Raw genomic sequence first — 14,073 nt, 5'->3', positions numbered from 1 at the left:
AACCTCTTAGCGCTGATGGTAGTGTGGGGTTACCCATGTGAGAGTAAGTCATCGCCAGCTCATTATTCGAAAACACCCCCTGACTAGTGCAGGGGGTGTTTTTTTATGTGCGGAGAAAAGGGGAAAGAAGAAAAATGGATAGGGAGTTAGAGTAAAATTAATAATATATCTAATTAAATAATTCATTTATAAGACGAATCATCCCTAATGCAAGAATGAATTAGCTGAATAATGAGTCTAAAAAAGACAAAAAATCGGGCGTTATCTTCAAAATTATGCTATAAAAAATAAAACGGCATAAAAATTGCTTATAAAGTGCGGTTAATTATAGGGGGAGTTATTAATGAAATTAGCGATGGGGTTAAAGGTTGCCAATTCCTTATCATTAACACCTCAATTACAACAAGCCATTCGTTTATTACAGCTTTCAAGTTTGGAATTGGAACAAGAAATTCAAATCCAACTTGACAATAATCCTCTATTAGAGAAAGTAGAAGAACAAAATACCGTTGAAAGTTTGAATAGCTTACAAGAGCAAGAAAGGGACAATAAAGACTTAACCAATGAATTAAATGCCGATCATTTACCTGATGAGTTACCGGTAGATACGGAGTGGGATGATGTTTATACCCATCAACCCACAAGTTTAGGTGCCGCTGAGTTTGAAGAGCGCGAAGATAATCGTCAGGGTCATCAAAGTTTACAAGCGCATATGCTTGAGCAAGTTAATCTTTTACACTTTTCTATGATCGATAAATTAATTGCACACTGTATTATCGATGCATTAGATAACAAAGGTTTTTTAGATTGTGAATTAAATGAAATTACCCAATCGGTTCAGCATCTTTTAGACTCTATGGATTATGAAGCAGAAGTCGAAGATGACGAGGTTTTGGTGGTTTTAAAGCATATTCAGCGTCTAGATCCTGTGGGGGTAGGCTCACGCAATCTTGCTGAATGTCTAATGGTACAAATTGAAAATCTTCCTGAGCATATCGAATATCGATATGAAGCTATTTTATTATTGAAAAATTATGAATTGCTGATTAGTAATGAATTACCCAAGTTGATTAAGCAAACCGGTTTAAATACGGAACAGCTTAAACTAGCCATTTCTTTGCTAAAAACATTAAAAGCGCATCCAGGGCAAGAGTTTGAAGATAAAGATTCAGACTATCAAATACCAGATGTTGTGGTCTTAAAAAAGAATGAACATTGGTTGGTTCAATTAAATCCTGATGTAATGCCAAAACTACGGGTAAATTCTTTTTATGCCAATATGATCAAGCGTGCAGATCAAAGTGACGATAATCAATATTTACGAAATCAAATGCTTGAAGCTAAGAACTTCATTAAAAGCATTGATGAACGACATAAAACATTATTAAAAGTAGCGACATGTATTGTTGAGCATCAACGAGCGTTCTTTGAACAAGGTCCTGAGGCAATGAAGCCTTTAGTACTACGTGACATTGCTGAAGAAGTCGAACTCCATGAATCCACAGTTTCCCGTGTAACCACAAATAAATATATGCTCACACCACGTGGATTATTTGAGTTGAAATACTTCTTCTCAAGTCATGTTGGAACGTCATCGGGTGGGGAAGCGTCTTCGACTGCAATTCGTGCAAAAATTAAAAAGCTGATTGCAGAAGAAAATACACGTAAGCCTTTGTCTGATAATGCAATTGCAGTTTTGCTTAATGCGGAAGGTATTGATGTTGCTCGTCGTACGGTTGCGAAGTATCGTGAATCGTTACATATTCCATCATCTTCAGAGCGAAAAGTGTTGATCTAAATTTGAAAATCTGACTATTCTAGAGGTTCATTATGACGAAATAATGAATCTCTTTTTTATATAAGGAATAGTCGAAATGATCTGATCGTGTAAATGTATGCTTCGCATATTGAGTTGGATAATTCGGCTTGAACTTTTCAAGTCCTGAAAGAAGGTGAGGGATAGAATTATGCAGATAACAATTCGTGGCCACCATTTAACAATTACGCCAGCAATAGAAGAAAATATTCGTCTTAAATTTGCGGAAATGACCAAACATTTAGATCAGGTCAATAGTATGCAAGTTAAATTGACCAAAGATCATCAAGTTGATAAACGTTCAAAAAAAGGCAGTGATAATCATATTGCAGAAGCGATTATACGATTACCCGGGACCGAACTTTTTGCGCAAGCTTGCGCTGATGATATGTATACCTCGATCAAAAAATTGTCTGAAAAATTAAAAAAACAATTGCATAAACATCGAAAAATGCAGCTCATTTATATGCCTTTAACGGTTTAGATTGTACATTGTACAAAAAGAGGTTTTTTATAACCTCTTTTTTTATATATATAATGTATGTGACTAATGAATTATTTTTTAGATTTATAGTAAAATGACGGGTTTTACACCGTTAGTCCTATATGGGGTCTTGTGATGAATAGTGAACAGCTCACTGAAATTTTAAAAGCTGCTTTTCCAGAAGCTGAGGTTGCAGTTAGTGGGCAAGGCGGCAAATTTGATCTACGCATCGTCGATGATCAATTTGAAGGCAAACGTCCTGTTGCTCGTCAACAATCTGTTTATGCACCTTTGAACTCCTACATTGCCAGCGGTGAAGTACATGCAGTAACAATTCGTGCAATGACCAAAGAAGAATGGCGCAAAGCAAGCTTATTCGGAGCTTAATAATTAATGGATAAATTTCTGATTCAGGGCGGTACTAAGCTCGAAGGTGAAGTTCGTATTTCTGGTGCGAAAAATGCTGCATTGCCATTACTCGCTGCAACTATCCTTGCGGATACACCTATTACATTAACCAATGTTCCAAATCTAAAAGATGTGAACACCTTAGTGAAATTGATCGCAGGTTTAGGTGTTCAAATCAGTTATGAAGGTGATACGGTTAAGGCAGATACTTCTAGCTTAGATAACCAATTTGCACCATATGAACTCGTGAAAACCATGCGTGCATCTATTTTGGTGCTTGGGCCGTTATTGGCGCGCTATGGTAGTGCAAAAGTGTCTTTGCCGGGTGGATGTGCAATTGGTTCACGCCCTGTAGATCAACATTTAAAAGCTTTAGAAGTACTTGGTGCAGAGATTGAAGTTGAAGCAGGTTATGTGCATGCCAAAGTGGATGGTCGTCTAAAAGGTGGCGAAGTTGTCTTTGATATGGTCACAGTTGGTGGTACTGAAAATATTCTAACTGCTGCGGTTCTTGCAGACGGTGTAACGACCATTCGTAACGCGGCTCGTGAACCTGAAATTACCGATCTTGCTAATATGTTGATCAAGATGGGTGCAAAAATCGAAGGTTTGGACACTGATACTTTAGTTGTTACAGGTGTTGAAAGCCTACATGGCTGTGAATATGCCGTTGTTGCAGATCGTATCGAGACAGGTTCTTATCTTGCTGCTGCAGCAATCACAGGTGGTAAAATCAAAACCACACATACCGATCCAAACTTGTTGGAGTCTGTGCTAGATAAATTTGAAGAAATGGGCGCGGAAGTTACGCGCGGTGAAGATTGGATTGAACTGGATATGATGGGTAAACGCCCGAAAGCAGTAAGTTTCCAAACTTTACCACACCCAGAATTTCCAACCGATATGCAAGCACAGCTGATGGCGGTGAATGCAATTGGTCGTGGTTTTGCCACAATTTCAGAAACGATTTTTGAAAACCGTTTCATGCATGTACCTGAATTAGCACGTATGGGTGCTAATATTCAGGTTGAAGGTAATGATGCTGTTGTTACAGGTGTAGAGAAATTATCTGCTGCACCGGTGATGGCAACTGATTTACGAGCTTCTTTCTCATTGGTTTTAGCAGCACTTGCCGCTGATGGGGAAACGTTGATTGACCGTATCTATCATATTGACCGTGGTTATGAAGATGTTGAAGCGAAGTTACAAGGTTTAGGTGCCCAAATTAAGCGAGTAAGTTAATGAGCGATATGAGAAACGATGATCCCAATTTTGACGTAATGGGCAATTTTGATCATGGTTTAACTTTAGCATTAAGTAAGGGACGTATCTTAAAAGAAACTTTGCCATTGTTGGAAACAGCTGGCATTAACTTATTGGAAGATCCGGATAAATCTCGTAAGTTAATTTTTCCAACGACCCATAAGCACGTACGTATTTTAATTTTACGTGCTTCTGATGTACCAACTTATGTTGAAAATGGTGCTGCAGATATTGGGGTGGCAGGTAAAGATGTGCTGATGGAACATGGTGCACAAAATGTGTATGAACCATTGGACTTAAAAATTGCCAACTGTAAGTTAATGACGGCTGGTAAAGTCGGCATGGTTCGTCCGAAAGGTCGTTTAAAGATTGCAACCAAGTATGTCAATTTGACCCGTCAATATTATGCAAGCTTAGGGGAGCAAGTTGATGTGATCAAACTGTATGGTTCTATGGAACTTGCTCCTTTGGTTGGTTTAGGTGATTACATCGTCGATGTTGTGGATACAGGGAACACTTTACGTGCCAATGGTTTAGAGCCTTTGGAAGAAATTTGTAAAGTGTCTTCACGTTTAATCGTGAACAAAGCAAGCTTTAAACGTAAACAAATTTTGTTGAATCCAATTCTTGCACAGCTAGAAAAAGCCGTGGAAGAACGCGAGCAAGCAAAAAAAGCATAAGTTGTTAAGTTTCTAGCTATGCTGATCAAACCGCTCAAATTTGGGCGGTTTTTTTATGAAAACTGAAAAATAATGATAAAACTGTATTTTCATCAATTTTAACGAAAGTTATTTTCAATAAAACTCCACATGAACACATGCGATAGATGTCCACAAGCTGCTGTAAAACAGGTAAACTAATCTTTTCCAATAGATTACCTTGTGGGTAAATTGATGCGACGTTTATCGACTCAAGATCAAAACTTCAAGCAAGCTTTTGCTAACTTGTTGGCTTTTGAAACTGTGAATGATCCAGAACTTTTAAAAACCGTTGACCAAATCATTGCTGATGTTCGTCAGCATGGTGATGCTCATGTTCTTAAATTGACACAGCAGTTCGATCGACATCCAGCGCATCAATTCTCAGAATTAGAGCTGACACAAGAACAGCTGAAAGCAGCATTTGATGGTTTAAGTTCAGAAGTGCGTGAAGCCTTAGAACTTGCTGCGAACCGTGTTCGTGAATTTCACCAAGCACAAAAGCAAGACGGCTGGACCTATGTTGATGCTTTAGGAAATACCCTTGGTCAAAAGGTCACACCGCTGGACCGTGTAGGTATCTATGTACCAGGCGGTTTAGCTTCTTATCCGTCTTCTGTATTGATGAATGCTGTACCTGCGCATGTTGCTGGCGTGCCTGAAATTATTATGGTGGTGCCTGCGCCGAATGGTGATTTGAATCCATTGGTTTTGGCAGCAGCTTACTTAGCCGGCGTACACCGTGTATTTACCATTGGCGGCGCGCAAGCGGTTGCAGCATTGGCTTATGGTACAGAAACTATTCCATCTGTGGACAAAATTACTGGCCCGGGCAACCGTTTTGTTGCTGCAGCAAAACGTGCAGTATTTGGTCAAGTCGGTATTGATATGATTGCAGGGCCATCCGAAATTTTGGTCTATGCCGAAGGTCAAAACAATGCTGAATGGCTGGCAATGGATTTATTGTCACAAGCGGAACATGACACTGTGGCTCAAGCGGTATTTATTACGCCAGATGCAGAACTTTTAGATCAAGTTGAGCAATGGATTGAAAAGCATTTAGAAGCGTTACCAAAAGCGGATATTGCGCGTACTTCAATCGAAAACCGCGGCGCATTGGTTTTAGTCAAAGACCGTGCTGAAGGCGCCGAATTGATTAACCAAGTTGCGCCTGAACATTTGATGCTGTGCTTAGATGAAGCACAGGAAATGGCTGAAGATATCCGCCATGCCGGCGCGATTTTCATGGGTCGATATACACCGGAAGCGATTGGTGATTATTGTGCAGGTCCAAACCACGTGTTGCCAACCTCCGGCACAGCGCGTTTCTCATCACCGCTCGGTGTTTATGATTTCCAAAAGCGCTCAAGTTTAATCATGTGTTCTGAAGATGGCGTGAAAACTTTAGCGAAAACGGCTGATACATTAGCGCAGCAGGAAAACTTAGATGCGCATGCGAGATCTGCGAGATATCGTTACCAGTAATAAAATATAGACTAGGTGAAAAACTTAGTTTTCCAAAACTATAAACCTCTCCCTAACCCTCTCCTGAAAGGAGAGGGGAAATCTCATAAAATGAATATTCCTCTCCCTGAACGAGCTTTAAGGATTCCTTTAAAGCGAAGTGCAAGAGAGGTTAGGAGAGGGTGAAAAAGAGCAAAATAAAATGCCAAATATTACCTCTGAACAAATGCGTTTTTGGAGCCCTGATGTACGTGAATTAGAACCGTACACACCGGGTGAACAGCCTAAAATCCAAAATATTTTAAAACTCAATACCAATGAAAACCCATATCCGCCATCGCCAAAAGTGGTGGATGCAGTACAAAAAGTATTGGCAAATTCTGCTGATGTTTTACGTTTATATCCAGATCCAGATGCGTCTGAGTTAAAGCAAGCGATTGCAAAACAGCAGCATGTACCTGTTGAGCAGGTCTTTGTCGGCAATGGCTCGGACGAAGTGCTGGCGCACATTTTTAAAGCCTTTTTTGTGCAAGAGCTGCCGGTTTTGTATCCAGATATTACCTACAGTTTTTATCCGGTTTATAGCCAATTTTTTGGCATTGCGGCCAATACTAAAATTATACCGCTCAATGATGCCTTTGAAATTGTGGTGGATGACTATAAACAGCCGAATGGCGGCATCATCATTACCAATCCGAATGCACCAACCAGCATTGCTTTAGGTTTGTCTGCAATTGAGGAAGTGCTGCAAGCTAACCCGAATTCAGTGGTTGTGATTGATGAGGCGTATGTCGATTTTGGTGCGGAATCTGCTGTGGCTTTGGTTGCCAAATATGAAAACCTTGTGGTTTGTCAAACCACGTCTAAGTCGCGTTCATTGGCCGGTTTGCGTGTCGGTTTCGCGATTGCGCAGCCGCATTTAATCGCAGCGCTTGAGGCGGTCAAAAACAGCTTTAACTCTTATCCGATGGACCGTTTTGCGATTGCAGCAGCCGTGGCGTCATTTGAGGATCAAGCCTATTTTGAAGAGCAAAATGCCAAGGTGATTGCGAGCCGTGAAAAACTTGTAGGTCAGCTGTCTGAGCTGGGCTTTAAGGTATTGCCGTCTGCGGCAAACTTTATTTTTGCCTCATTGCCAAATAAAGATGCAGGTGAGTTGGCTGCTGAATTACGCGAACGCGGGATTATTGTGCGTTACTTCAATAAGCCGCGGATTAATCAATTCCTACGTATCACCATTGGTACAGATGAACAAAATCAGCGCCTTGTGGATACGCTTAAAAACGATATTTTGGCTTGATTGCTGCAAGCTACTATAAATTTAAATCTACCCTAATCTTCCTTTCGAAAAGGTGAGAAGCACTGCTTCGCAAGGGGAGGGTTATAAAAAAGCGATTCAATTGAATCGCTTTTTTTGTTTAATCTTCCGTATACCACGTGTTTAACAAATCCAGCATCGCTTCGACTTTATCAAAGCATTCTTGATATTCAGCATCGCAATCAGACGCGATGGTGATTCCGCCACCTGCCCACAGCGAAACCTGATCTTGGTATTTTTGAATAGAGCGGATTAAAATATTCCAAGAGCCCGTGCCATCGTGATTAAAATAACCCATCGAGCCGCAATAGGCGCCGCGCGGGGCGCCTTCAAGTTCTTCAATGATTTGCATCGCACGGATTTTGGGTGCGCCGGTAATCGAACCGCCTGGCAGGGCAGACATCAGAACTTCAAAAGGGTTTACATCTGTTTTCAGCACGGCCTCAACTTCACTGACCATGTGATGCACTTGGTTAAAACTTTCAATATCAAAAAGTTTAGGTGTTTTTACAGAACCTGTTTCAGCATAAACACTCAAATCATTACGCAGTAAATCGACAATCATGACATTCTCAGCCATATCTTTTTCAGATGATTTTAACCATTGTTTTGACTGCTCATCTAAAACTGGGTCTTCATAGCGAGGCATCGTGCCCTTGATTGGTTTAGTAATAATCTTGCGTTCAGGCTTAAAATCTATAAAAAGTTCAGGCGAACAACTTAAAATTTCAAAATCATCAATACGTAAGTAGCCTGAATATGGTGCATCAGTCAGTGACCAAAATTCTTGAGCGGTATCTAAGAGTGAACCGTTTGCTTGAGCTGTGAACTCTTGGGTTAAATTAATTTGATAGCAATCGCCTGCCTTAATATATTCCTGCACTAGATCAAAGGCTTTGGAGTAGTCTGACTTGGACCATCTTGCAGTACATTTTTGCGTTAATTTAAATCGATCTTGAGCGATCTCTGTTTGAATGAACTGATCAATGTAGTCGTAAATCCTAGCTGCAGAATGATCTGAACTATAAAAATACCAACCATCATCCTCTAATTTTAAAAAATTGGAAAATTGTCCTAAAAACAAGCGAGGTTGGGCTTTGGCGTGCAAGGAAATCTGTTGCTGCGCTGCATAATCATAGCTAATAAAACCAGCCCAGCCCCCAGAAAAACCGCTGCCTAAGTTTGAACATAAATCTTGGAAGGCAATATTTTGCAAGGGCTGAGTATCAGATTCCTCATATTGATCTAAATTGGTACGGACATAAGCTTTAAGTTCATCATTCTTCAATTGTTGATATTGATTTGCCAAAAAGCAAATAACAGGTTGATTTTGATCTTCTAAAAAAATCACATGTGACAAGGGTGCAAGCGCTTGCAAAATATTTTGAGCACTAACATTTTGTTTGAGAATAAATTTTTTAAAAGAAAACGGTTTTTGCATCAACAGAGAAATTAAATTTAAAGACTAAAATGGATTTTATACCATTCCTAATTCATTTGGTTTGCAAATACCGTTTATCGGTAAGAATTAGATTGCGACCAACAACAGTTGAACAAATTTCAGCTTGGATATAATTTAATCGAGCGAGCAAACAACTCAAGGAAAGATTTAGCAGTTGTCACAAAATAATATTACAGCTGAATAAATCGAGTGGTTGAAAATCAAAAAAAATAAATACTCTTGGGAGAGTACCGTATGAAAAATTTCACTAAATTAGCTCTAGTTTCTTCAATCGCATTTAGTGCGAATGCTATGGCTATGCAAGCAATGGACGATGCTGCACTTAGTTCAACCACTGGTCAAGATGGTATTAACATCGGGATTGGTATCTCTAAAATTGAAATTGAAAAACTTTTCATTCACGATAACGACGGTTTAACGGATACAGCTAAGGGCGGTACAAGTACTGCTGGTGCGATCGTTATTCAAGGTAACAAGAAAGCTGGTGATCCTTTAGAAAATAAAGGTATCGTTATTGGTGCAAACTATGATAACGGTGGGGCTTATCTTCTAGCTTCTCGCAATTTAGCTGATTTACGTATCGATACTGATGCGGGTACTGGTGCAAATGGTGCATTCATTAACATCGCAGCTGATGTTTCTGGTTTAGATATCAAAATCGGTGAAATTGGCGTAACAGCATCTGGTACAGCGGGTACTACAGGCATTCGCCGTGGTGGTGACGATAACAACTACAATGCAATTTTATCTGGCCTTTCTCTAAAAACGGGTCCAATGACTGCAAATGTTCAGTTGGGTGCTGCTCCACAAGGTGCAATGATTAAACTGAGTACGACAATGGTTGGTGGCTTAGAAATTAAAGATCTGGGTATCCTAGATGCATCAACTAAAACGGCTACACGCGAAGCAGGTGAAATCTTTATCGAAAGCATCAAAGTTGCTGATGCTAATAAAACTGACTTAACGATTAACCAAGATGTTCGTGTTTATGGTAAAGAAGGCACAAACAATGGTTATATTCAAATGGTAAGCAACTCTGGTCCAATTGATAACTATGTGAAAGGTATTCATTTAGGAAGTAAAGACGCTGGTTCAATTGGTGATATCGAAGTTCAAGGCTTACAAACGTTCTACAGCCCAGCAATGGGTGTATATAACCAAGGTTCTGTAATTACAATTTCTAGTAAGTAATTTAGAATAAAAATAAGGCGCGTGTTGATCACGCGCTTTTTTTTACAAAAAAGTGCGGAATGACCCAATAAAGCATAAAAAAATGCTGTTTTTTTATAAAAAAAAAGGTATCTTGCATAATACATGGATGTAGAGCAATAGCTCTAAAAAATAATGAAAAAAGGCACATCATTGCCGATAACTAAAAGTTAGAAGATATGTTAGAGATAGCAGTAGGCTCGGCATTGATGTATTACTTTGCCAAAGAGTCCTTTGATTTAAAAGAAAAGCCAGTCGGAACAGTTCACTATACCGAAACATTGGATTCACGAAATGATTCCTTTACTCGGATGCACCGTGAATCTGTAAAAATTAAACCTGCCATAGAAGATCAATTTCGAGGCATCGTTCGGCAAGCTTATGACTACAGTTGTGGTTCAGCAGCCTTAACCACTTTATTAAATGGTTATGTCGGGACACAGCTAACTGAGCAACAGACCATGAATGGTTTGCTGAAATTTGGTGAAACTGAAAAAATCATCGAACGTCGAAGTTTCTCCTTATTAGACATGAAACGTTTTGTCGCTGCTGTGGGGCTAGACAGTGGGGGCTACAAAGGTGAGTTTTCAGATCTAGTTAAGCAAGGTCAGCCTGCGATTGTTCCTATTTCATATGCTGGTTTTAAACATTTTGTGGTTTTTAAAGCCTATAAAGATGGGCGTGTTTATGTTGCAGATCCAGCACTGGGCAATATCAGTTTCGATGAAGTTAGATTCCAAGAAATATGGGAAAACAACACATTATTCTTAATCAACGTTGCGCCTGAGCAACGTAAAAATTTATTAGCTTTGCAAGATTCAGACTTGCGACATGTTGAAGATGCAACCGTGAACCGTTATGCATTGGTTGATATTCAATATCCGCAGTTTTACATGGAAAAAATTGCAGACAAGGCATCTACGATACGACTTGATAAAAACATGAATGAAGAGTCGGAGTCTTATGGTAAATCGAATTATAACTTTCTAAGGCTTTACTACAAGAGTAAATAATTAGATGAAAGCGTATAACAAAGTGTCAGGATTAAAAAAATAACAACGGTGGGAAGGAACATGAATCGTAAATGGATGAACAAAACACTACTAACCATGAGTATTCAGGTGGTGATGGGGGTTGCCTATGCAGCTGAAGAGCCAAGCCTTGGAGAATATGACCCAGTTGAACAAGAGACAGTCGTAGAAGAGTCTGTATCTCCTGCTATTGTAAACCAAGCTGATACTGCACAAGAAGCTGCTGCCGAGTCTGAAATTGGACAGTATGAATCTGTTGAAGAGCCAGTACAATCTGAGGCACCACAAGTCGAAAGTGCTACTGCCACTGAAAAGGCATCGACAGCACTTCAACAGCAAGAGGGTGATGCGAGTCAAGAAGCTAACTTACAGGAAGTATTTAGCTCGAATGAACGTCAGTATTCATTGATTAAAAAAGGTGAAATATCATCTTTTTACGATATCGATTATACCTATTACCGTGATACTCAACTTGATATGGAAATGGCACAAGGCCAACTTTATCAACTCCGTGTACAAGAAAATGCAACACACTCAATGACCAATACATTTACCGTGCAATACGGTGTAATGGACAATTTGACATTCTCTGCATCTGTGCCTTTAGTGGCGAAAACTGATTTATTAAAAGATACTTCAACTGCTGGATTAGGGGATATTTCTTTAGGCGCACGTTGGGAACCCTTCCCATTGAAGCAAGGTCGTTTACCACTGATTTTATTTGGTAACTTGTCTACGAAAACAGGTGATAGTCCATATGAAGTCAACGCGGTAAATGATCTAGCAACAGGTAAAGGTTACTATTCGGCAGGTATCGGTGCGAGTACGCGTAAATATATTGACCCCGTTGTGTTGTTTGCATCTGTCTCAGCCAACTATGGTTTCAAAGAAACGGGTTTAAACCAACGTCGTGGTACACGTGTCATTGAAGAATTTGAACCGGGAATTAGTGGCGGTTTTGCATTCGGTTTTGCATACTCGTTTAACTACGATGTTTCCCTCACCATGTCATATCAACAAAGTTTCAATACCGGCGCTGAATTTACGTATAGCAGTGGCGAATCCTATTCACCTGCAGACCAGACCAGCTCAACTCTAGCGATTTCTTTAGGTGTACGTGTATCTCCAGATACGATTGTGAATGGTACGGTGGGGCTAGGTTTAACTGAAGATGCACCAGATGTGTCTTTAGGACTGTCTTTCCCGTTAGATATCCTAGGTTTTGGAAAAAAACTTCGTTAAGAGGGCTGTCGTATGCGTAAAATTCGACTCAGCCCACTTGTTAGTGCGATCGTTTTAACGGGCTGTTCTAGTGCTGCTTTTGCACAATTGGGTACCAACCTTTCAGTTGATGTAAGGTCACTTGCATTAGGTAATGCAGTGACTGCTGATCCTCCGGGGATTAGTGCCGTGCATTTTAACCCTGCAGCATTAACCAAAATTGAAGGTTTGCAAACCGATATGCAGGGGATCATTGCAAACTTTGATATTCAACGTGAATTTACCGTTCCTGCGGGTTATAACGTCTTTGGTTATTCTGATGACCCAATGGTCTGTAATGATGGCCCTGAAGTAACGGCAGATATATGTACGGACTTTAAAGATAAGGTTTCTGGTGATGTTGAATATGCATCCCTATATGTACCTGTCTTAAAAAAGATGGTGGATTTTGGTGCCGGACAACCCATTGCCGCGCCAACGATGGGAATTGCCTACAATCCACCAGGTTCTAAAGCAACATTTGCATCAGCCGTTTATGCGCCTTTGATTGCGGGTTTTGGTGCTGAAAATGGCAACCCAGGTAATTTCATGGGGCAACAAGTTGCTCTAGAGCGTATTACTTATCTATCGCCAACTGTGGGTTATCAAGTTAGTGATGAGTTATCGATTGGTGGTGGTGTAGGGATGTCCTATCAAGCCATTGGATTGAAATCTGACCTGCGATTTCCCAATGAGTTGATCGGCATGTTAAGGATGATTGATGAAGTCGTCTGTACGCCATTCAAAGAAAATTCGGACATTATTACCGACATCTTGCTATTGGGAATGTGTAATACCGAAGAAGGGATGAATCCATTTGGCAAATTTGGTCAGATGGAATTGGCTTTAGAGCAGTCACTGAGCCCAAGTTATAACTTAGGGGTTTTGTGGGAGCCACGCGAAGATTTTAGTTTTGGTATGGTGTACCAAAGCGCTGCGAAAATGCGCATGAAAGGCCGTTATCGCATTCATAATGCAAAAGCGCCTCAGGAGATGATTAAGGGATTAATGTCATCTCCAACAGGTCAAATTTTAGCTGCCATTTTAGGTTTCCCAAATGCCGTGCCTAACTCGGAGTCGGGTTTGGTTTCGATGGATTTTGAGTATCCACAGCACGTACAGGCCGGGATCAAGTATAAGGTCATGCCTGATTTACAAATCAATTTTGATGTGGGCTGGACCGATTATCGTGCTTGGGACAAATTCCGTTTTGAATTCGACCGTCAAATTTCAGCGCTGAAAATTGCAAAATTATTATCTGAAAATGTGACCGATAATTCTTTGGCCTTACCTTTGAAATTTACATCGCCTTGGAACTGGGGTATTGGTATTGAATATTCTGCAACAGACCGTTTGAAATTACGTGCAGGCTATGAACCAAGGAGTACCTCTATTCCTGATGGTAAGCGAAATACCATGGTCCCAATTAATGGTGCGCAGCTCTTTGGTATGGGGATTGGATATCGTTTTGATGCAGATACGGATTTAGATTTATCAATCGGCTTTTTACGCAGTAAAGATAACATTCCAGCGAATACTAGTAGTCTTGCAAACTTAACCGGTGTGAATAACTTACTTTTAAACCCATATGCTGGACTGAATGTAAAAACCGATACGAAAATCACCATCCTAGGATTAAATTACAGAACTCGTTGGTAGG

Annotated in this window: 12 protein-coding genes; 11 read left to right on the top strand and 1 reads right to left on the bottom strand. The window is 40.1% G+C overall.

The features are described 5' to 3' along the window. The first annotated feature begins 343 nt into the window (after nt 1-343). The 7 genes from FTT99_RS14860 (at nt 344) to hisC (ending at nt 7,433) form a co-directional block, all read left to right on the top strand. Entirely contained in the window at nt 344-1,798 is a 1,455-nt protein-coding gene (locus tag FTT99_RS14860) for an RNA polymerase factor sigma-54 (protein ID WP_180161627.1), read from the top strand. Between the two features lie 169 nt (nt 1,799-1,967). Continuing rightward, nucleotides 1,968-2,300 (top strand): ribosome hibernation-promoting factor, HPF/YfiA family, encoded by a 333-nt coding sequence (gene hpf / locus FTT99_RS14855; RefSeq protein ID WP_078191195.1) that lies wholly within the window; start codon nt 1,968-1,970, stop codon nt 2,298-2,300. Nucleotides 2,301-2,435: 135 nt separating this feature from the next. Further along, nucleotides 2,436-2,687: a BolA family iron metabolism protein IbaG gene (gene ibaG, locus FTT99_RS14850; protein WP_078191194.1), complete on the top strand. Its 252-nt coding sequence runs from the start codon at nt 2,436-2,438 to the stop codon at nt 2,685-2,687. A 6-nt stretch (nt 2,688-2,693) separates the two neighbouring features. Continuing rightward, nucleotides 2,694-3,950 carry a UDP-N-acetylglucosamine 1-carboxyvinyltransferase gene (gene murA / locus FTT99_RS14845; protein ID WP_180130236.1) on the top strand — a complete coding sequence of 419 codons (1,257 nt, stop codon included), beginning with the start codon at nt 2,694-2,696 and terminating at the stop codon, nt 3,948-3,950. Continuing rightward, nucleotides 3,950-4,651 (top strand): ATP phosphoribosyltransferase, encoded by a 702-nt coding sequence (gene hisG / locus FTT99_RS14840; RefSeq protein ID WP_180103104.1) that lies wholly within the window; start codon nt 3,950-3,952, stop codon nt 4,649-4,651. Before murA ends, hisG begins: the two co-directional genes overlap by 1 nt. 201 nt (nt 4,652-4,852) lie before the next feature. After that, the gene (gene hisD, locus FTT99_RS14835) at nt 4,853-6,154 is read left to right on the top strand and encodes a histidinol dehydrogenase (RefSeq protein WP_180130238.1); all 1,302 of its coding nucleotides are present in this window, start codon (nt 4,853-4,855) and stop codon (nt 6,152-6,154) included. Nucleotides 6,155-6,335: 181 nt separating this feature from the next. Continuing rightward, nucleotides 6,336-7,433, top strand: a complete 1,098-nt coding sequence (gene hisC, locus FTT99_RS14830) for a histidinol-phosphate transaminase (protein ID WP_180130240.1) — start codon at nt 6,336-6,338, stop codon at nt 7,431-7,433. 118 nt (nt 7,434-7,551) lie between these two features. Here hisC and pabB read toward each other — a convergent pair whose 3' ends face one another. Continuing rightward, nucleotides 7,552-8,892, bottom strand: a complete 1,341-nt coding sequence (pabB, locus tag FTT99_RS14825) for an aminodeoxychorismate synthase component I (RefSeq protein ID WP_180130242.1) — start codon at nt 8,890-8,892, stop codon at nt 7,552-7,554. A gap of 255 nt (nt 8,893-9,147) precedes the next feature. Here pabB and FTT99_RS14820 point away from each other — a divergent pair, with 255 nt between their 5' ends. The 4 genes from FTT99_RS14820 (at nt 9,148) to FTT99_RS14805 (ending at nt 14,072) form a co-directional block, all read left to right on the top strand. After that, nucleotides 9,148-10,104: a DUF6160 family protein gene (locus FTT99_RS14820; protein WP_078192372.1), complete on the top strand. Its 957-nt coding sequence runs from the start codon at nt 9,148-9,150 to the stop codon at nt 10,102-10,104. Nucleotides 10,105-10,301: 197 nt separating this feature from the next. Beyond that, complete coding sequence (locus tag FTT99_RS14815; protein ID WP_111884773.1) at nt 10,302-11,135, top strand: C39 family peptidase; 834 nt, start codon at nt 10,302-10,304, stop codon at nt 11,133-11,135. A gap of 60 nt (nt 11,136-11,195) precedes the next feature. Next, nucleotides 11,196-12,395, top strand: coding sequence for a hypothetical protein (locus tag FTT99_RS14810; protein ID WP_180130244.1), 1,200 nt, complete (start codon nt 11,196-11,198; stop codon nt 12,393-12,395). A gap of 12 nt (nt 12,396-12,407) precedes the next feature. Continuing rightward, the gene (locus FTT99_RS14805) at nt 12,408-14,072 is read left to right on the top strand and encodes an OmpP1/FadL family transporter (protein ID WP_078192369.1); all 1,665 of its coding nucleotides are present in this window, start codon (nt 12,408-12,410) and stop codon (nt 14,070-14,072) included. Nucleotide 14,073: the final 1 nt, after the last annotated feature.

Source organism: Acinetobacter sp. YH12040 (genome assembly GCF_013420005.1).
GTDB classification, from domain to species: Bacteria; Pseudomonadota; Gammaproteobacteria; order Pseudomonadales; family Moraxellaceae; genus Acinetobacter; species Acinetobacter amyesii.
Note: the sequence above shows the minus strand (reverse complement) of the source record. Positions and strands in the feature narration are given on the sequence as shown.

Excerpts from the sequence above, each read along its gene's own strand:
- FTT99_RS14860 (WP_180161627.1), top strand. The coding sequence starts at position 344 with ATGAAATTAGCGATGGGGTTAAAGGTTGCCAATTCCTTATCATTAACA.
- hpf (WP_078191195.1), top strand. The coding sequence starts at position 1,968 with ATGCAGATAACAATTCGTGGCCACCATTTAACAATTACGCCAGCAATA.
- ibaG (WP_078191194.1), top strand. The coding sequence starts at position 2,436 with ATGAATAGTGAACAGCTCACTGAAATTTTAAAAGCTGCTTTTCCAGAA.
- murA (WP_180130236.1), top strand. The coding sequence starts at position 2,694 with ATGGATAAATTTCTGATTCAGGGCGGTACTAAGCTCGAAGGTGAAGTT.
- hisG (WP_180103104.1), top strand. The coding sequence starts at position 3,950 with ATGAGCGATATGAGAAACGATGATCCCAATTTTGACGTAATGGGCAAT.
- hisC (WP_180130240.1), top strand. The coding sequence starts at position 6,336 with ATGCCAAATATTACCTCTGAACAAATGCGTTTTTGGAGCCCTGATGTA.
- pabB (WP_180130242.1), bottom strand. The coding sequence starts at position 8,892 with ATGCAAAAACCGTTTTCTTTTAAAAAATTTATTCTCAAACAAAATGTT.
- FTT99_RS14820 (WP_078192372.1), top strand. The coding sequence starts at position 9,148 with ATGAAAAATTTCACTAAATTAGCTCTAGTTTCTTCAATCGCATTTAGT.
- FTT99_RS14815 (WP_111884773.1), top strand. The coding sequence starts at position 10,302 with ATGTTAGAGATAGCAGTAGGCTCGGCATTGATGTATTACTTTGCCAAA.
- FTT99_RS14810 (WP_180130244.1), top strand. The coding sequence starts at position 11,196 with ATGAATCGTAAATGGATGAACAAAACACTACTAACCATGAGTATTCAG.
- FTT99_RS14805 (WP_078192369.1), top strand. The coding sequence starts at position 12,408 with ATGCGTAAAATTCGACTCAGCCCACTTGTTAGTGCGATCGTTTTAACG.